Below are 19,408 nucleotides of genomic sequence, written 5' to 3' on the forward strand. Positions count from 1 at the left end.
CCGCAACAACATCCGCACTGCCGGGTAGCTCGGCCATTTCATTGCGGGGCCGCCCCATTTTCAGCGTGCGCCGTGCCACTTAGCTTTAAGGGGTGCATTTCACCCGCCGGCACGGTTGCGCCGCGCAGGGACGGAGCGGAGGCGTTGCGTGGCGGAGTTGACGAAGCCGAGATGGCAGGGATGGCGGCTGAGGAGAGGCGGCGGCGGATGAGCAACCGCTGAACAGCATGGCACATCCCCCACTCCTGGTGGTCACCGGCCCCTCCCGATCCGGCATCACCGCCCTTGCCGATGCTGCCGCGGCAGCGCTGGGCTGGCCACACAAGGACGGCTCGGCCGATCTGGCGCGGATCTCCCTCGTCGCGGGGGCCGCCCGCCGGCAGGCAAGGCGCTTCGCCGCCGTCGGCTGGGCCCCGCCGCCGCGCCTGATCAGTGCCGGCATGGCCGAGGCGCTGCTGGCTGACCTTTTCGCCGGCGGGATGGCGGCTCTGGTGCTCCGCGCGGCCGAGGTGCTGCCCGAACCGGCGGTGATGCCCGGCCTCCGCCACCTCCTGCCCCTGCTGCCGGAGGCGAGGGTGATCCTGATGCGGCGCGACGCCGTTGAGACCATGGGCAGCCGGCTGCGCTCACTGCCGCGCATGCCGTTTGCCTCGCATTGTCTTGCCCTCGCGGCGGCGATGGAGGCGGGCGAGGATCTCCTGCGGGCGGCCCCAGGTCAGGTGATGCCGGTGGGCAGGGAGGAGTTGCGCGCCCGGCCGGAACACGTGGTGGACCGCCTGGCCTCCTTCTGCGGACTCGATCCCTTCACCGCCGGTCGCCTTCTGGCGCAACTGCGCACGCACCGACCCGCCGCAAGCGGCCTGGACGACACCGCCTTCCCCCTCTCCCTCGCGGAGATGGGGTGGAGTACGCCGGAAAAGGCGCTGTTCCTCGAGATCTGCGGCCCGGCCATGGCTCGGGCGGGCCAACCTCCGGAACCGCTGGCCGAGTCCCTCCGCCGCGCGCCGCTTCGCCTAGGCGAACTCGCCCGCGACGGCGCGCTGCGGCTGCATGGCCTGGAGTTCTCCGACCCACCGGAGGAGCCGGAGGGCACAGTACGACTGAGCGCGGCCGGCGCCGGCCCGGCCATTGCCCTCTTCCCCACGATTGCGCCCGCGGGACGAAGGCTGCTTCGCCTGCGGATGCGGGGCCTCCGGGCGAATGCCCCAGCCTTCCGGCTACGACTGGAACTCGTCGGCACCCTTTCGCGGGAAGTGCTGCTCGTCTGGGAGGGCGACCTTCCGGCCGGCAAGGTCGCCGAGATCGAGCGGGAGGTTTTTGCCATCCCCGCCATGGTGGATCTCGTCATCAGCCTCGTTGGCGGGCATGAAGAGGGCAGCGGCCTGGATATCCAGGACGCCATGCTGATGGCGCGTCAGGGCCCGCCGCAGGGGCGGCCCGGATAAAGGGGGCGAGGATGAGTGGAGGGTCCCTTCAGGATGCGGCCAAGGCCCTGGCAGCCGCGTTGGCGGGTCGCCTGGACCTGCGTGAGGCGGACCCGAAGGGCGCCGCCATCGACCAGGCGATGCGCCAGCGCATGCTCTCGGCCTATGCGCAGGAACTGTCCGAGCTGACTCCGGACGCCTCCAGCCGCTGGCTGCTGGACCGCATGGCGACGATCGAGAGCAGGCTCATCGCGGTGCAGGCCGCCCAGTGGCACGCGCAGTCCCTGCCGGCCGCCGCGGCTGGCGGTGCGGGCGGCATCGTCGCGGAGGACGTGGTGCTGCCGCGCCGCGTGCTCGTGACCTGTGACGAGAGCATGACATCCGAGGGCTTCTACGCCGTCGAGCGGAACAGGGCGGGCAAGCCGTTCCTCTGGCTGGGGCCGGAGCCGCACGCGAGCATCTTCATTCCGAAACTCGTCGCGCCGGTAGAGGTGCGCCTGCACCTTCAGTCCGCTTTCGTACCAGACGTGCTCGACGAAATGCGCCTCTCGCTCGATGGCGGCGAGTGGACACAGGTTTCCGTGGAGAAGCCGGAGGGCCGCGTCGTCTTGGTGGCGGCGCCGCCGCCGGGCGCGGCACGGCGCGCGGCAAGCATGAAGCTCGAGATCGATGCAATACGCACGGAATCGCCGGCCAGTCGGGGTGGATCGGATACCAGGCGCCTTGGCATCGCGCTGGAAGAGATCGAGCTCATTTCCATAGACCGCGCATCAAACCTGTAGCTGTCTGCTCGAATTCGTACAGCTCGCGAAGACAGAACGGTGGTTCCCTGAGATGCTGTTCTTTCGAAGGCCTTGATTGCTTGCCAAGCCTTCGAGGCTCCGCCTATTGTGCATCGCAACTTGTTTACTTGTGTTTCGGAACGCCTCCTGTGGAGGCGCCTTGCCGTGTGGGAACCCACCAGCTGTGCGCGACGCGACGATGTCGGTGAAACGCAGGGTCTACGACGCCCTGCACGGCGCAGATGCAGCCGCTGTCCTCTACGGCAATCTCGTGAAGCGGGTGTTCTCGTCGCACCTGTCGCTCGGCGACGTGGTGGTGGAGGGCGGCGCCTTTCACGGGGGCCACACGCTCGCCATGCTCCGGCACGTCGCGCCGCTCGGCCATGTCATTGCCTTCGAGCCTTCTGAGCACGCAACAAAAACTCTGCTCGCCCGCGCGGAACGCGACGACCTCACCTACGCGATCGACGTTCGGCAGGTCGCGCTCGCCGACTACAACGGCGAGGCCGAGTTCCACCGCGTGAACGAGGCTCCCGGCCGCTCCGGCCTCGCCTGGTCCTCGGCAATCGCTGAGCGCGCGGGCGACTTCACGGTCAGCAGGAGCCTCGTCCCGGTCATGCGGCTCGATGACGCGCTTGCCGGCGTGCCGCGCATCCGGATGGTGACGCTCGACCTCGAGGGTGGCGAACTGGTTGCCCTGCGCGGCGCCGGCCGCATCCTTTCGGAGGCGAGGCCGCTCCTTCTCTTCCGCAATTCCCGCGCGCGTGCCGCCGAGTTGTACGGCTACACGCCCGAGGAATTCTGCGGCTTTTTCGGGAGTGCCGGTTACGAACTCTACAACATCCTCGGCTTTCGCTTCGAGGCGCGCGACTGGACCACGGGCCGCCAGCCGAACTGGTATCTCGGCGTGCCCAGCGATGATCAAGTATCGAAGGGCACGCTGCACGGCATGATCGACGATGTCGTGAATCAGCACGGACTTTCCGCAATCTTCGACTAATCCGTGGCCGACGCGCCGAAGGTGAGAGCAGGATGGACATAGCCGCTGATCAGGATGCCGTGCAGCGGAGTGCGACTGGTGCTGGCCCTGGCGAGGGGCCGCTCCTGCGCGTGCTGGAGGCCTCGGTCAGCGATCGTCTCGCGCTCGTCGTGCGCGCGCTGGCATCGGGCGAGCCCGGCGGGGCACCGGCTTCGGTGGAAATCAGCCTCGACGGTGTGGCGCTCGGCAGCGCCCTGCGTCGTTCCGATGACGCGGGGCGCGCCGTCTACACCTTCCACAAGGATCTCGGCGGCGCCCTTTCCCACCAGGGTGGCCGGATCAACGTCACTCCGACCGGGCTGGCGGAGATGGAGCCGGCGATGGCACCGCTCGGCGGCCGCCTTGGCCCGGCATCCCCTGCCTGGTTCGCGGATGCCACCTGGACCGCGGAGAGCGACGTGCTGGGCGCGCTGGAGAACGAGCGGCCGGCCGTGCTGCTCTTCGGCGACGTGCTGCCCCAGTCGGGCGCCGCGGCCTGGGCGCCGGTGGCGAACCTCGCCGCCGCGCTGCGCGAGGGCGGCTACCGTGTCGCCATGCTCCATTTCGGCGAGCCCACGGACTGCGCTGAGGGCGTCTCCGCCGCGCTCCGCCACCTGGACGTGCTGCACCACCACACCGTTTCCGTCCCGCAGCAGGCCTGGAGCCCGGAGGCGCCGGGATCCCTCCCGAACGTGGACCGCATGCTGCCGCAGACCCTGTCGGGAATCGCCGTCGCCAGCGGAGCGGCCATGGTGATCGCGGTTTCCGCCACCGCTCTCGGCGTGCTGAGCAAGCTGCCGGACCGCCTGCCGCGCGCCGCGCTGCTGCCGCGCGCCCTCGTGCTCGCGCCGCGCATGATCTTCTCGCCAGTGCCGCGCGAGAAGGCCGCGAGCACGCTGCGAGCGCTCCTCGCTCACAGCACGGTGCTGGTGGATGACGAGGGCCTGTTGGTCGAGCTCGCCAAATGGGCGCCGGGTAGCCCCGCGGTCGTGCTGCCCTTCGGCCCCGCCCTAGCCGCCCGCACCACCAATCCTCGGGGTGCGGCCGACACCGTGCTCGCGCTCGGCGCCGTGGCCGCGGAGGCGGTGCGGCGGGCCCTGCCCGCGACGGAGCGCGTCGTGCTCCTCGATGATCGCGCCCTGCTCGACGACGTGCTTGATGCCCTCGCGCGGGCGCGCCTCGTCGTCGGCTGGGCCGATGCCGGCCTCGTCGGCTCCCTCGCCTGGCGGATCGCGGCGCGGCAGGGCGTGCCGCTGGTGGGCGAGCCCGCGGCCCCGCTCCCGCCCGGGACGGGGACAGAGGCGGCGATCGCGGCCGTGATGTCGGCTCTCACCGCCTTCCAGGACAGCGGCGCGGCCGCGGCGCCGGCGACCGGTGGAGGCTGGGACGCGGCAGCCTTCGCGGCCGAGCTCGGCCTGCCGCCGCTTCGCGAGGCCGACCGGCCGCCCGTACCGGCTTTCCTGCGCCGTCTCCTCGCCACCCGGCTGGCGGGGCTGGCGGACCAGGAGGGCGTCGGGCTGCTCGTGCCGCCGCGCGGGGAGGAGGCGATGCTTCTCGCCCGTGCCTTCGCGGAACTCGGCGGCAAGGGCCGCGTCTTCGCCCGCAATCCCGGGGCTGGCCTGCCGGGGGTGCGCCCGATCAGCCAGGCGCTGACTTCGGGCGTCCACACCGTGCTGATGGACGTCGGCGAGGATCGCGAGGAGGGCCTCGCTATGATGGAGCGGGTGCTCGAAAGCGGGCTCTCGCCTCTTCCGCTCTTGCCGCAGGCTGCCTGGACCGATCGGGCGGTACTGACGGGATGGCGCGGCGCCCGCGCGGGCACGACAGCCTATGTCGGCGAAGGCCCGGTCCCCAAGGATGCGGACCTCGTCCTCGCCCCCCGCGGCAGCCTTCCCCCGCGCGCCGATGCGGTGGAGCTGAGCGGCCCCGACGATCCCTGCCGCGGCGCCCTGCTGACAATCTTCGCCGCGAACGACGACGCCTTCTGGCGCCGCCCGCCCGCTCCTGCGATCGGCTACGACCGCGACGCGGCGGCAACCGGCCTGGGGATCGAGGACGGCCTCGCCTGTCCGCACCCGGCGGTGCCGATGCTCGCGCTTGCGCGGCATCTCGGCTGCACGAAGGTGCTGCTGCCGGCCGGGCTGATCGAGGAACCGGCGCTCGGCCCGGCGCTGCGGATGCTGAAGGAGGCGGGCATTTCCGTCGATGCCGTGACCACCATTCCGACCACGGAGACGCCGCGATGAGCGAGGCGACCAGTCCCCTTCGCGTGGCGGTTTTTGTGACGAATGCGGCGGGTGTGTACGGGGGTGGTCGTCTGGCGGCGTTCCTGCTGGCGCAGTGCCTGGCGCGGGCGGGCGCGGAGGTGAGCTTCGTCACCAACGTCAAGCCGGTCTTCTACGACGAGCTCCGCTACTTCGGCCATCCTGGCCAGGTGGCGCTCCACCTGACGAAGGACTTCCACCTCGGCCTGCCGGGGGGTGCCTTCGACATCGTCGTCCTCATCCCAGGACAGTCCCAGGACCGCACCTTCTACATGGGCGCCCGCGGCTTCGCCCATCGCCGCGGCGCCCGCCTCGTCCTCTTCAACTTCGAGACGCCCAACTGGTTCAACAGCCTCGCCCCCGAGGCCCGCACCGAGGACCTCTGGCTCGAGTGGCGCCGCTGCCTCGAGGACGGCCTCCTCGTCCTCTCCAACTCCGAGCAGTCCATGCGCTTCGCCAAGCGCTACTACGCCTCGCACCCGCAGACGACCCATTTCGACTTCTGGCACCAGCCGATCAACCTCAAGGCGCTCGCCCGCGTCCAGCCGCAGTTCCGCGAGAAGCGCGTCGTCTGCTTCGTCCGCGCCCGCGACCCCCACAAGGGCGGGCAAGACCTCATCGACGCCCTCTCGGACGACCTCCGCGGCTGGACCCTCTCGCTCATCGTCGGCTCGGCCAAGCTCGACGACGACTACCGCGAGGCCATCCAGGCCGCCGCCCGCCGCCACGGCATCGGCGTCGAGGTCAAGCCCCTGCTGTCCGACACCGAGAAGTTCGTCGAACTCAAGCGCGCCCGCATGCTCCTCTACCCCTCCCTCTTCGAGGGCTACGGCATCCCCCCCATCGAGGCCCTCGCCTCAGCCACCCCTTGCGTCTGCTACGACCTGCCCGTCTTCCGCGAGGTCTGCGGCGACGCCCTCCTCGCCGCACCCCTCGGCTCCATCGAGGGCCTGCAGGAAAACATCCGGCGCGTCATCCAGTCCTCCCCCGACGACTGGAACCACCTCCCACAAGCCGTAGCCTCCGTCTCCTCCATCCTCAACTGCGGCAACAACGCCCTCCAGGCACTTGAACGGTACCTCGCCGTCGCAAAGGAGCCGCTCGTCCCAATGACGCCCCTCGCGCGAGAGAGGCGCCCGCAGCCCCCGCTGGTCCATATCAGCAGTGTGCGGCTCGACCCCGGTGGCTACGTCGAGGTGCGTGGCTGGACGCCTCTCCGCGACCGCTCGGAGCTGGTCGTCTCCGTCAACGGGCAGGTACTGGAGCGGGCCCTGCGCGGCCAGAACCGGCAGGACGTGCTGGACAAGCACGGCTGGCTGGGCAGGCCCGATTGCGGCTTCGTCCTGCTCCATCCCTTCACCACCGAGGAGGAGAAGCTCTCCGTCACCGTCACCGCGCTCGGGGCTGACGGCACGCAGTTCGACAGCGCGACACGCGAGTTCGAGACGGCGGCGAGCCGCAAGCCCGCGAAGAAGCCTGATCCCAAGCTCTATCAGCGCGGCGGTATCCGCGCGCTGCGCGAGGCGGCTTCCGCCGTGATCCTCGGCTGGGCGGCGACGGCCGAGCCGCTGGTGATGCTCCAGGCCTTCGCCGGCCCGCGCCCGCTCTGGGTGCAGCGCGGCCGGGCGCGGCCGGATGTCATGGCCAAGCTGGCGGATTTCCCGCCGCAGGCGCCCGCCTTCGGCCTCTACCTCGACAACGAGGATCTCGCGGCGCTGGAGGCGGCGAAGGAGGTGACGCTCGTCGCGACAACCGCGAACGACGTCTTCGTCGAGCGCTTCAAGCTGAAGTGGGAGGAGGCGCCCGTCAGCCAAGGCGAGTTGCCAGCCGCCATGCCGGCAGAAGCCGAGCCCGACGCGCTGCCCGTCGCCGCGGAGGTGCGGAAGGTCACCTACGACGAGTACGGCGTGATCGAGTTCGAAGGCTGGGTGCTCAACGCCCCGCGCATCGACCTCATGCGGTTCTGGTTCGGCGACACGCTGCTTGGCGAGGGCGTGCCCGACCGCCTCTATCTCAACATTTTCGAGAAGCGGCGCGTCTATGGCGACGCGCTCTGCGGCTTCCACTTCGCCGGCCGCGCCGCGGAGCTGGACCCGGCGACGACACCCTTCCGCGTCGATTTCTGTCTTGGCGACGAGGTGGTGCACAGTGTCGAGGGCAAGGCGACCCAAACCCGGCGCGCCGCGGCCGCCCTCGGCGCCGACGCCGTGCTGGCGCCACCCGGCTTCCTCGATGACCCGGGCCGCCCTCCCGCCTTTGCGCTGGTGGTGGACGATGAGACGGTGCTGGACCTGACGCGCGGCGCCGTGTTGCGCGCGACGCTTTCCCACCTGCGCGAGGGCGGGCACGAGGTCCTGCTCGTCCTTCACGGCAATCCCCATCGCTTCGTGGACGACCTGCCGCGCTGGCAGCGCCTCTCGGACGCAGTGGTCCTGGTCAATCCGGTGCACCCCGTGCACGGCGCGGCTCCGGGGCCGGACTGGAGCGCTTCCTCGCCTGCGGTTGAATCCGTCCTCGCCGCGCTTGTCGGCGCCATGCCGCGGCTGGTGGGGCTGATGGTGCAGCACCCGCGCCTGGCCCCTGCCCTGCCCGCGGCGAAGGGGCCGGCCCTGCTGGTGCTTGAGGACAGCACCGCCGCCGGGCTGGACTGGGCCGCGCATTGCCCGCCAGGCACCCGCCTCGTCGGCCGTTCGGAAGAGGCCGACCTGCCCGTCGGTTTCGACATCTCGGGGCTGGCGGCGCAGGTGCCGCGGATCGCCGATCCATCGCTCGCCGGGGTACCGCTGCTCCTTCTCAACGGCGTCGGCCTCGCGCCAGAGCCGCTCGGCCGGGCCATCGAGGCGGCCGCGCCCGCTGCGGCGGAGGCCGGGCTGCGGCTCGGCGTCGTGGTTGACGCGCCGCCGCTGATGCCGCCCGCCGCGCTGCGCGCCAGCCTCGGGCTGCCGGAGGATGTGCTGCCGGTCTGGCTGCCCGCCTTGTGCGCCGCACCCGCCGGCGCAGTGCGGATGGTGGTGGATCTCGGCCAGACCTTGCCCGGACCGGTCGAGGCCGTGGCGCTCGCCGGCGGCCACGCGCTCGGCCTGTGGCGGGAGATGGCGCCCGCCGGGCTCCAGCGTATCTGGCCCAGCCTTGGGCTCGCAGAGCTGGTGAAGCCGGTCAGGTCGGCCGCCATCTGCCCGGGCAAGCCCTATGCCGCGCTGGAGGCAATCCTTGGCGAGCGGCGCGTGCTCCCCGAACCCGCGCTGGCGACGGAGTAGCACCTGATGAGCGAAACCGCCTCGCCGCCCGTTCCCACCCTTGGGCGTCCCTGGAACGAGCGCTTCCCCGGTCCCGCGCCGCAGCCGATCGCCGCTGGCGGCCGTATGGAGTTGCGCGAGGGCATGCGCGTCCTCGGCTTCTTCCCCGCCGAGCGGCGGAAGGGACTGAGCTGCCGGCCGATTGGGCCGGAGCCCGAGGCGGTGATCTGCCTCGGCGCGCTGGCGCCCGAGGTCGCGCGCCTGAGCCTTACCTTCCTCGGCCCCGCGGAGCCGGAGGCCTTCGGGCCGGTGCGGCTGGTCTATGAGGGCCAGGCGCTCGCGACCCAGGCCGTCAGGGCCCCCGACCGGGTCGCCGCGCTCCTCCCTGAAGCCTGGGCGCTCGAGGCGGAGTTGCCGCCCGCCGATGCCCTGCCGCGCCCGGCATGGGGGCGGCTCGACATCCTTTTCGACCGGGTGCTGCCAGACCCAGATCCGCGCGCGGCCCGCTGGGCCGGCCCGTCCCTGCACACCATCGAGTTCCTGGGGTAGACCGCCCATGCTGACGATCGCCTATGTCGCGGCGAGCGACCTCGACATCGCCACCGCCTGGCTCCAGCGCGCGCTCGCCGAGGGGCGGCGGCCGGTGCTGGTGGCGGATGCGGCGGACCTGGCCGTGCTGCGCTCCCTGGGGCTGCGCTTCGGGCTGGAGCACCACACCCTGCCCGGCGACCCGAACTGGCCCGAGGCGCTCGCGCTGCGCCCACTGATGCTGCGGGTCGCGGCCGAGGGCGCGGAGGCCGTCCTGCTCTGCGATCCCGTGCCCTTCGCCATGGCCTTCCGCAACAACGAGACCGTGCCGTCTTGGACGGACCGCTTCCCCGCCGTGCGCGTGCTGCACGGTATGGGCGTGCAGGACTTCCGATTCGTCGGGCGGGATATCGACTTCAAGGCGCGCATCCCCTGGCTGCTGGACAGCCTGACTGGCAAGCACAAGGGGCAGCGCGCCTTCATCATCGGCAACGGCCCTTCGCTGCGGCAGACCGACATGTCGAAGCTGAAGGACGAGATCACCTTCGGCTCCAACCGCTGCTTCCTCGGCTACGAGGACTGGGGTTACGCCTTCAAGTACTGGGGCATCTCCGATCGTCTGCAGATCGAGATGTACCGCGAGGAGTACGAGGCGGCGATCGACCGGGAATCGGTCAAGTTCTTCCCCTTCGAGTATCTCGACTTCCTGCGGGTGGAGAATGCCTGCCCCATCCCCGTCGCCTCCGAGCTCTTCTTCGGCGACACGAGCCCGCTCCGCTTTCCTTATTTTGCGGAGCGGCCGAGCATGGTCTTCATGGCCTTCACGGTGACGATCACGCTCATCCAGATCGCGGCGCTGATGGGCTGCCACCCGATCATCCTCGTCGGCATCGACCACAGCTACCCGATCGCCCGCGTGAAGCGGCGGGGCCAGGGCGAGGAGGCCGGGGTGAACCCGACGGCGCTCTCCTCCCCGGAGGAGCTATCCCGCAAGAGTAAGCTCGGATGGGATTTCTGGGAAGGCAATGCGGCGACGGGTGCCACGCATTTCACGGATAAGTACACCTCAAACAAGGTGTTTGTGCCGCCGCGGACGGCGTGGTCGGAAGCGGCTTACGACTATTGCCGGTTGTGGGGGGAACGGTATGGGGTGGAGATTGTGAATGCAACACCTGGGACGCATTTGAACAGCTTTCCACGTGTTGATTACGATCGTCTTTTCTTCTGACAAAACGCGAATTGATCAAACCGTACAAGCCCACATTGATCAACGCGCGTTTTCTCGAAGATCCCATCACGGCCTTACCATTAAATCCCTGAAGATTATGTTCTCTGGGTGAGTATTGGTTTTTTGAGAAGGACTTACAAAAATGGAAGGTGTGCTACCTCTAAAGGTAGGCTTAAAAGCCGTCAAAGTGGCAAATATCAAGAATGACCACAGAGATTACAGCTACAATGTCCACGATCTTGCTCGAGCCAGAATGTTGATCTACTCAATTGAGCAATTTTGGATCGAGGAGCAATCCTTCCACCTTCACGTAATCTGTCCAGACAATGAAATCGAACAAACGTCTCGTGCATTGAGGTCCCACAAGAAAAACCTTACTCTTAATTTTATTCCAGAAACCTTCGTTGTTCCAGAACTCACGGATTATGAAAACGTCAGCGGATGGTACAAACAACAAGTCATTAAACTTGCAGCCCACAAAGTCGTTCGGTCAGACTGGTATTTAACCCTAGATTCTGATATTTTCGCTTGCAAGAACTTTAATCACCAGTCATTTTTTTCTGGTGGAAAGCTTGTGAATGATTGGGAGCCTCGCACCATGCATCCTGTGTGGTGGGATCTTTCTGCCAAGCTTCTCGGCATTCCAGCCCATCTCGATGCTGAAGGAATGAAGCCAACACCGGTTGCCATATCTACTGAAATTTGCAAGAGGCTGCACGATTTTCTTCAATCCGTCTACAGCAATAGAGGCTGGCGACCACTTCTAGAGAACCTTGGGTGGACCGAATTTTCGCTATATAACGCCTTTATGGATCTACAAAATATAGGCAGTGATTACCACTGCACCAGTCAGCAAGTCCGGGGCGGCGGTTTAGCGATCAGATCGCCCCACTCATTCTCTACCGAGGATGGGTTCAAAAAATGGGATCCAAAGCTTGCCAATAAAGCAACTGCGCCGGGGTTATTCATGATCTGTAATAGCATTTCGCGCGTTCACCCCGAGGCGGTTTGGAACAAGCTGCAGAGTATGTTTTCCGATTCACCAGATTATTCCTACTTCAGCACTTGAGTGTGTTGAGCTCATAAAACACGAACAGTTTGAGGTGCAGTATGAAGGTAGCGATAATCGGCACATCCAATTCCATTGGGCCTAAAAGCTATGTTCGATCACTCGCAAGCAGTAGCCTAGTGACTCAGGTTGACAACTTCTCGCTTGGTCACAGCACATCAGTTGTTTTGCCGCTTTCACTGCATCGGTTCGAGCCCAGCAAATTCGACTTCTGCATTTTCGATTTTGCAGTTAACGAAGAAGGAATGATAAGGAGTCACCCAGAAAGAGCAGATCAGATCGCGCAGCGTTTGAGCGGTATGTTGGAGCGTTTTCATGGCACGTCATGCGTTCCAGTTATTCTAATCATGCCGTGTCACTTGGGGCTAAACCAGGAGTGCCTTGGACGCAAATTGTATATAGAGTTTGCGACAAACAATAATCTACCGTTTTTTGATGGATATGAGTATTTGGAGCAACTTCAAGCTGGCTCCGTTTTATCCCACATGGACCTTTTTCGTGATCCTGACCACATTGCACAATGGCCAGCTTACGCGCTAGGATTCATTTTGGCGAAACAACTGAACTGGTTAAAGGAACAGCATATACATCTTGGCTCGAAGCTCACTCGCCTCCCGGAATTTACCTACTTGCGTGCGGCGACCGAATTGACCGATCTGCCAGGAGACGTTATTCATCGGCGCAATAGTTTAGTTGCAGATTCGTTTCTAAAGTTGAGTGGAGTAGCAACACACGAGATAAGGTTATCCCGCCCTGGAACTTTGATCGGCCTAGGTTTAGACCTTGCAGGCACTAATGCCCGCATTGCACTTTCAAGTGGAGACAAGCGGGTGCTTCTGGACTTCGGCACGAATTACTTCGATCCGACCGGGGAGAAAATGACATTTGTTGTGAGGCCCGTATTTCCGCAACTGCCAGTTGACACTTCTTTTCAGATCACGACCGTACAACGCGAGTCTATAAGATGTTCTGACCTTTACTTGCATGGATTTTCTATTCAAATGCTAGAGCGTCCGTCGAAAGTACTCAGCATCTCCCCAACCGAAATCGATTTAGCTGGTTTGGTCCAGCGGAATGACATTAGAGAAGGCATTCTAGCTGCACAGGCACTTCTACGAAAGTAATCGCGGGGCAAAGCATGGACCAACAAGAACGCTCTGCGCTGCCAAATCGCGGACCTTACTAGTCACAACCCGCAATGCTATGTACGCAAGGCACTGTCGTTGTTTTACCACCAAGGCTCGCTTACATAACTCGTTACCAACAGGCCAAGACTGCGTGCGGGAGCCTTAAGAGGAGCAGCCGGGATTGCCTTCGAAGACAGCACTCAAAATAGTCGTAAGAGGAACCGCACGCTGCTCCGGATCGCCTATCTAGGACCCATTTCCTTCAACACTTTTGACGATGCCGCACCTTGTCCGGCGTCATCGCTGCTGGCCGCGCTTTCTGTCGTCGCGGAGGTCACGCCTTTCCTTAGTACACGCCCTCGAGATCTGCCGCCGGAAGCGCGGCTCACCGCCTTCACCAATCCCGTCTTTCTGCCCGCGCGCCTCGGCGCCTGCCGCTGGGCCACTCTGCTCGCCCCGGGTGCCCAGCCCCTACTCCAGCCTCCCGCGCTGGCTGAGCTGGGTGGGCTTGATAGCTTTCCCGACGCCATACGCGCCCAACTGACCGTACCCTCCGCGCTGCTGCGCCACGTCATGAACCAGCGCCGCCGAGAGCGCCTGCTCGCCCGTCTACACCTGCTGCGGCCTGCCCTCATTGTCCTAGACGGCGCAGCGGCGGCAGTGCTGGCGCCGTCCTTGCTCAGCCTCGGCTGCCCCCTTGTTTGGGCCGTGCAGCGCCGGGAGAGCACCCATTGGTGGGAGTGCGCGGACAAGCCTCTTCTGCCCGGTCGCAAGGCTTGGCACGAAACCGCCGCCCTCGCCCTTGACGCCGCAGAGCGCTTGGCTGCCTCTCACCTAGACGCAACCTGGTTTCCATCGTTCGACGCAGCGAAAGGCTTTGCGGACCTGATCCCGCCAGCAGCCTGGACCATCTTGCCCGAAGCGTTTGCGGGTGCTGCCCATCCTACACTCCTTGATGCCCTTCGCACGCTCGGCATCCTGGCCTGCCCACGCCCGCCCGCTCCCTTCGCCGTAACGATGGAAGGCGAAGCGCTCCGCTATAACCCACTGACGCGAATGCTCGAATGGGACCTCCCCCTGCGCGGCGCGACGGGCGCCTCGCTGCGGCTGCTCGGCGGCGAGGGGCGGGTGCTCGACCACGGCTACATTCTCCTCCACCCCACGCGCCGCGGGAGCATCCGCGCGGAGGCGAGAACCGTCCTCCCACACGACGTCACGCCGGGCGATGTCGCGATGGAGATCACCCTCCCCGACGGCACTGCCCACCGCCACCCCGCGCCCGCACCGGCGGAGGAGCGCGCCGGTCTCGTCGCGCTCCTCCCCTCGCGCGGCCGCTTCGACCTGCTTGCCTGGAGCCTGGACAAGGACGCGCCCGTGCTCCCCGAACCGATGGAGCGGGAGAGCCGGCCCATCCCGCGCCTGCCAGGCGACGCGCGGCTGCTGCGGCTGGCGATCCACCTGGCGCCGGAAGCGCCGCTCGCCATCGAGCCCGCGGCCGGCACAGGACAAGCCCTGCACCGCCCCTCCATCTGGACGCAGACGCGCCCACCCTCCTCCGCCCGGCTGCGCGACCTCGCAGGGCGACACAGCGGCGAGACCGCCTGGATCATCGGCAATGGCCCGAGCGTCCGGACCGAAGACCTGGACGCACTGGAGGGGCGGCTGACCTTCTGCTTCAACCGCTTCCACCTCGCCCATGAGGGTACGCGGCTGAGGGCGCGCTACACGGTGACCGGCGACCGCCAGATGATCGACGACTTCGGGGAGGAGATCGTCACCCGCTCCGGCGGCACGGTCTTCGTCGCCTCGGAGAGGCCGCCCGCGCTCACCGGCGACTACATCTGGGTGCGACAACTGCCGGTCTTTCCGCCGCTCTTCTCTTTCCAGCCGGAGGTCGGGGTCTCGCCGGGCGGGTCGTCGCTCTACGTCGCGCTGCAGCTCGGCTATATGATGGGCGTGCGGCGCTTCCTCCTCTACGGCACCGACTTCAACTTCCACTTCACCCAGGCGGCCAGTGCCGATCCCTTCCGCAGCGCGGTGGGGGACGGCAACCACTTCATTCCGAACTACCGCGCCGGCCGCGCCTGGTGCCCGCCGGCGCTCCGCGACATCACCCTCGCCTTTCTCGCGGCGCGCTGCGTAATCGAGGTAAATGGTGGGCTGATCCGCAACACGACCCGCGGCGGCCTGCTGGAGATATTTGACCGCCAGCCTTTCGAGGTCGCGCTTGCGCTCGGCTGAAGGCGAGGACTGGCCATGAGCGGCACCCTGCCGCTGCGCGCGCTCGTCCTCGCCACCGGCGAGGCGGGGGATGAGCAGACCGGGCGCGCGCTGCGGCTGGCCGCCGCCCTGGCCGCCGCCGGAGGTGAGGCGCATCTCGCCACCACTGCCCCGCCGCCGGACCCCACCGCGCTGGTAGCGGTGGCACCGGGGCGTATCCTCTTTCACCGGCTCGATGCGGTGCCGGAGGGGCTGCTCGGCGGCGCCGCGGATTGGACAGTGGTGGCGCCCACCCCCGGTACCGGCCCCGGCTTCCAGGCGGATTGCCTGGACCTTCTCGGCCGCGCCGAGACGCGGCTCGCCCTGCTCCATCCGCCGGCGGATTCCCGTCCCACCTCCGACTGGGAGGACGTGCGCCGGCTGGGTCGACTCGGCGGCCTCGTGCTCTCCCCAGGAGCGGAGAGTGCGGCGCGCACCCTGCACGCCGGCTGGGCGGAGAGGCTCCGCTTCGAGGTGTGGCACCCGCCGGCCGGCAGCCTTGCCGACCTTTCCCTCGAGGAAGCCGGCGCAAAGCTGGCGGACCTGCTACTGCGCGCCCAGCCCGTCACTAGCCCCTGCCACCCCCGCGCCGCGGGGCTCGCTGAACTCGGTCCGGCAGGGCCCGACACGGAGGCGGCGCCTGACCTTCCCGCCGAACTCCTCGGCGCCTGGGACGATTGGGGGGGTGGCGTGCTGGTCACCCTCCAGGCAGCCTTCCCGGCGGGGACGGAGCGGTTGCGCGTGCTGGCACCGAACGGCCGCGCCGTTCCGGCCGTCTGGCGCGGGGCTGGAAGCGGCGAGTTCCCCTCCGCCGGACTTTGCCACCTGCACCTGCCCCCGCGCGGCGAGGCAGTGATCACCCCTCTCCGACAGGGCCGCCCCTGCGCGCCCGCCCTGCGCCTCCGCTTGCGCCGCGCCACCAGGTCCGGCCCCTGGCCCGCCCCGGGCTGCACGATCGAGGACGAGCGGGTGGAGGGCGCGGCGCGGCTGATCCGCGGATGGCTGCGCGCCCGGCCGGCGCCGCGCGGCCTGCTCTTCTCGCCGGACGGCGAGGCGTGGTTCCATCAGGCCCGGCTCCCGCCGCGTCCCGATCTCGGGCCAGGGGACGGCGCTTGGCCAATCCCCCCTCTCGGCCTGCAACTCCGGCTGCCTGCGGAGCCGGAGCCCCACCCGGTACGGGCGCGGCTGCTCCTGCTCGACCGCACCGGCGCAGCCTACGCTCGCCTGACCGGCTGGCCACCACGCGCGCCGGAGAGGACGGCGTGACTCCCCTTCGCGTGGCGGTTTTTGTGACGAATGCGGCGGGTGTGTACGGGGGTGGTCGTCTGGCGGCGTTCCTGCTGGCGCAGTGCCTGGCGCGGGCGGGCGCGGAGGTGAGCTTCGTCACCAACGTCAAGCCGGTCTTCTACGACGAGCTCCGCTACTTCGGCCATCCTGGCCAGGTGGCGCTCCACCTGACGAAGGACTTCCACCTCGGCCTGCCGGGGGGTGCCTTCGACATCGTCGTCCTCATCCCAGGACAGTCCCAGGACCGCACCTTCTACATGGGCGCCCGCGGCTTCGCCCATCGCCGCGGCGCCCGCCTCGTCCTCTTCAACTTCGAGACGCCCAACTGGTTCAACAGCCTCGCCCCCGAGGCCCGCACCGAGGACCTCTGGCTCGAGTGGCGCCGCTGCCTCGAGGACGGCCTCCTCGTCCTCTCCAACTCCGAGCAGTCCATGCGCTTCGCCAAGCGCTACTACGCCTCGCACCCGCAGACGACCCATTTCGACTTCTGGCACCAGCCGATCAACCTCAAGGCGCTCGCCCGCGTCCAGCCGCAGTTCCGCGAGAAGCGCGTCGTCTGCTTCGTCCGCGCCCGCGACCCCCACAAGGGCGGGCAAGACCTCATCGACGCCCTCTCGGACGACCTCCGCGGCTGGACCCTCTCGCTCATCGTCGGCTCGGCCAAGCTCGACGACGACTACCGCGAGGCCATCCAGGCCGCCGCCCGCCGCCACGGCATCGGCGTCGAGGTCAAGCCCCTGCTGTCCGACACCGAGAAGTTCGTCGAACTCAAGCGCGCCCGCATGCTCCTCTACCCCTCCCTCTTCGAGGGCTACGGCATCCCCCCCATCGAGGCCCTCGCCTCAGCCACCCCTTGCGTCTGCTACGACCTGCCCGTCTTCCGCGAGGTCTGCGGCGACGCCCTCCTCGCCGCACCCCTCGGCTCCATCGAGGGCCTGCAGGAAAACATCCGGCGCGTCATCCAGTCCTCCCCCGACGACTGGAACCACCTCCCACAAGCCGTAGCCTCCGTCTCCTCCATCCTCAACTGCGGCAACAACGCCCTCCAGGCACTTGAACGGTACCTCGCCGTCGCAAAGGAGCCGCTCGTCCCAATGACGCCCCTCGCCGGCCCCGCGCGGACGGGGCGCTTCCGGCTCGGCGATCTCGCCTTCCGGTATGAGGAGGGGAGCGCCTTCGTTACCGGCTGGATCGCGGCCGAGGCGCCGCTCTCCCATCTCTCCGCCACCATCGGCGATCGCCCCGTCTGGGTGCAGGCCGCGCCTCCCGCAGGGCAGTCACGCCCCGGCACCGAGGTTCGCACCGCCTTCTCCCTCCACCTCGACCAGGCGGACCTCGCGGCCCTGGCGCGCGGGGGTGCACGCCTCGTGCTGGCCGCGCGGACAGAGTTGGAGGCGCGCGCGGCGCTCCTCCCCCTGCACCCTGGCTGGACACCCTGCCCACCCGGCCGCGGCGAGTTCCCACCGCCCCTTCCGCCTGACATCGCTCCCGAGGCGCCACCCCGTGCCGAAATCTTCCGCGCCACCTGCGACGAGTACGGCGTGCTGGAATTCGAGGGCTGGGCGCTTTCCCTGCCACGCGTCGATGCCGTTCGGATCTGGGCCGACGGCCAACTCCTGGGCGAGACGATCCCCGACCGAGCCAGCACCGGTGTCCACGAGCGGTGGCGCCATTACGGCGACGCCTACGGGGGGTTCCAGCTCGTCGGCCGCCACCGCGGCGCGCCGCTGCGGGCAACCCCTTACCGCGCGGAGTTCCTGCACGGCGGCGAACCTCTCCTCGTCCTCCGCGGGCACGCCGTTCCCGTCCGAAGGGCCTCCGCCCTCCTCGGAAGCGACGCGGCGCTGCTGCCCCCGGGCTTCCTGGAGGATGCGGCCCGCGGCCCGCTGGCGGCGCTCGTGGTGGAGGACGATCAGCCCCTGTGCGCGGTGGCCGGTGCTGGCCTGCGCGCACTGCTCGCGCATCTCCGCGCGAGGGGACACGAGGTGCTGCTGCTGCTGCACGGCAATCCGCAGCGCTTCGCCGACAGCCTTCCCCGCTGGCGCGCGCTGGCCGAGGGGATCCTTCTCGTGAACCCGCTCACCCCCTCCCCGATGCCCGCGCTTCCCGCCGTGCTCGCAGCCCTGGCCGGGGCGGCGCCGCGGCTGACGATGCTGATCGCGGATCGGCCCGGCCTAGCCCCCGCGCTGGTCCCCCTCGCCTCCACCCCGCTGCGGCGGCTGGTGCTGGCCAGGAACGGGATGCCCGCTCCCGCCACCCCCGCTCCGCCAACCGCCCTGCTCCTTGACGCGACTGAGGAGGCGCCGCCCGGCCTGCCCGAACTCCGCATCGGGCTCGACGTGCCGGGCCTGGCCGCGCAGCTTCGCCTGCCCGACGCGCCGCCCCCGCCCGAGGGCCCGCTCCTCGCCGTCGATGCCACGTCCGGTGCGCCGCTTGGGCTCCTGAGGGAGGTGCTGGCCTGGGCTGGCGGTGAGGCACGGCGTCGGGGTTGGCGCCCGACCCTGCTGGTGGATGCTCCGCCCCTCGCGCCCGAGGCCTTGCTGCGGCACTCCTTTGGCATCGAGGAGGAGGTGGCGCTCCTCTGGCCCGCAAGCCTCGCCCGGGCGACGATAGCGGAGGTGCCGCTGCTCGTTCAGCCACTCGGCGAGGAACCCACCGGCGCCGCCACTGCAACTGCCCTCTCTCGCGCGATACCGGTGATGCTGTGGTCGGCCTCGCCGGGCTCGGATGGCTGGGCCGGCAAGCGCTTGGTAACGGAGGTGCCGCACGCCCCCTATTCGCTGCTGAACGCGCTGCTCGCGGGCGCTACGCTGCCAGCAATTCGCTGAAGACCGCCGCCTCACGCTCCCAGAAATGATCGTTGTGGGAGAGATCCCCAAAGGTCCGCCGAGCGTCGCCGGTGTCGCCGAGAAGGGACAGGCAGAAGACGCTTTCGGGGTTGAGCCGGCCACGCAGGTGGCGCAGCAGATCCAGCAGCAGCACGCCGGAAATCAGAAAGACGCCCAGACGCCGCTGAAGCGCCTAGCGCAGCTCGTCGCCAGGCTCACTCTCCAGGAAGGCACGAACCTCTTCCACGCTCTCCACAGCAAAGCGGCGGCGGACAATGGTATGCAGCACCGCATCGATGTGTCGAAAGGATTCGAGGCGCGGCCGGCAGGCCGCCGCCTTCTCCGCGCGATCGGCTAG

Annotated in this window: 13 protein-coding genes; 12 read left to right on the plus strand and 1 reads right to left on the minus strand. The window is 68.0% G+C overall.

Annotation, left to right across the window (positions count from 1 at the left end; translation table 11 throughout):
• Positions 1-227: 227 nt before the first annotated feature.
• The 12 genes from D9599_RS03720 (at position 228) to D9599_RS03775 (ending at position 19,050) form a co-directional block, all read left to right on the plus strand.
• Positions 228-1,445 (plus strand): sulfotransferase, encoded by a 1,218-nt coding sequence (locus D9599_RS03720; protein WP_198379874.1) that lies wholly within the window; start codon positions 228-230, stop codon positions 1,443-1,445.
• Positions 1,446-1,456: 11 nt separating this feature from the next.
• Positions 1,457-2,206, plus strand: a complete 750-nt coding sequence (locus D9599_RS03725; protein ID WP_198379875.1) for a hypothetical protein — start codon at positions 1,457-1,459, stop codon at positions 2,204-2,206.
• 184 nt (positions 2,207-2,390) lie between these two features.
• A complete protein-coding gene (locus D9599_RS03730) occupies positions 2,391-3,206 on the plus strand; it encodes an FkbM family methyltransferase (RefSeq protein WP_198379876.1) in 816 nt (271 codons plus the stop codon).
• A 32-nt stretch (positions 3,207-3,238) separates the two neighbouring features.
• Positions 3,239-5,470: a hypothetical protein gene (locus tag D9599_RS03735; protein ID WP_198379877.1), complete on the plus strand. Its 2,232-nt coding sequence runs from the start codon at positions 3,239-3,241 to the stop codon at positions 5,468-5,470.
• A complete protein-coding gene (locus D9599_RS03740) occupies positions 5,467-8,745 on the plus strand; it encodes a glycosyltransferase (RefSeq protein ID WP_198379878.1) in 3,279 nt (1,092 codons plus the stop codon). Before D9599_RS03735 ends, D9599_RS03740 begins: the two co-directional genes overlap by 4 nt.
• Before the next feature lie 6 nt (positions 8,746-8,751).
• Positions 8,752-9,273: a hypothetical protein gene (locus D9599_RS03745; RefSeq protein WP_198379879.1), complete on the plus strand. Its 522-nt coding sequence runs from the start codon at positions 8,752-8,754 to the stop codon at positions 9,271-9,273.
• A 7-nt stretch (positions 9,274-9,280) separates the two neighbouring features.
• The gene (locus D9599_RS03750) at positions 9,281-10,480 is read left to right on the plus strand and encodes a hypothetical protein (RefSeq protein ID WP_198379880.1); all 1,200 of its coding nucleotides are present in this window, start codon (positions 9,281-9,283) and stop codon (positions 10,478-10,480) included.
• Positions 10,481-10,622: 142 nt separating this feature from the next.
• The gene (locus D9599_RS03755; RefSeq protein ID WP_198379881.1) at positions 10,623-11,549 is read left to right on the plus strand and encodes a DUF6492 family protein; all 927 of its coding nucleotides are present in this window, start codon (positions 10,623-10,625) and stop codon (positions 11,547-11,549) included.
• 119 nt (positions 11,550-11,668) lie between these two features.
• A complete protein-coding gene (locus D9599_RS03760) occupies positions 11,669-12,673 on the plus strand; it encodes a hypothetical protein (protein WP_198379882.1) in 1,005 nt (334 codons plus the stop codon).
• 915 nt (positions 12,674-13,588) lie between these two features.
• Positions 13,589-14,917 carry a hypothetical protein gene (locus D9599_RS03765; protein ID WP_198379883.1) on the plus strand — a complete coding sequence of 443 codons (1,329 nt, stop codon included), beginning with the start codon at positions 13,589-13,591 and terminating at the stop codon, positions 14,915-14,917.
• A 15-nt stretch (positions 14,918-14,932) separates the two neighbouring features.
• Entirely contained in the window at positions 14,933-16,201 is a 1,269-nt protein-coding gene (locus D9599_RS03770) for a hypothetical protein (protein ID WP_198379884.1), read from the plus strand.
• Complete coding sequence (locus tag D9599_RS03775) at positions 16,198-19,050, plus strand: glycosyltransferase (protein ID WP_198379885.1); 2,853 nt, start codon at positions 16,198-16,200, stop codon at positions 19,048-19,050. Before D9599_RS03770 ends, D9599_RS03775 begins: the two co-directional genes overlap by 4 nt.
• On the opposite strand, the gene D9599_RS03780 is transcribed toward D9599_RS03775, so the two are convergent.
• The gene (locus D9599_RS03780; RefSeq protein ID WP_198379886.1) at positions 19,028-19,204 is read right to left on the minus strand and encodes a hypothetical protein; all 177 of its coding nucleotides are present in this window, start codon (positions 19,202-19,204) and stop codon (positions 19,028-19,030) included. The genes D9599_RS03775 and D9599_RS03780 overlap by 23 nt on opposite strands.
• Between the last annotated feature and the right edge of the window lie 204 nt (positions 19,205-19,408).

The sequence above is a fragment of the Roseomonas sp. KE2513 genome, from assembly GCF_016107305.1.
In the GTDB taxonomy this organism is placed as follows: Bacteria; Pseudomonadota; Alphaproteobacteria; order Acetobacterales; family Acetobacteraceae; genus Roseomonas.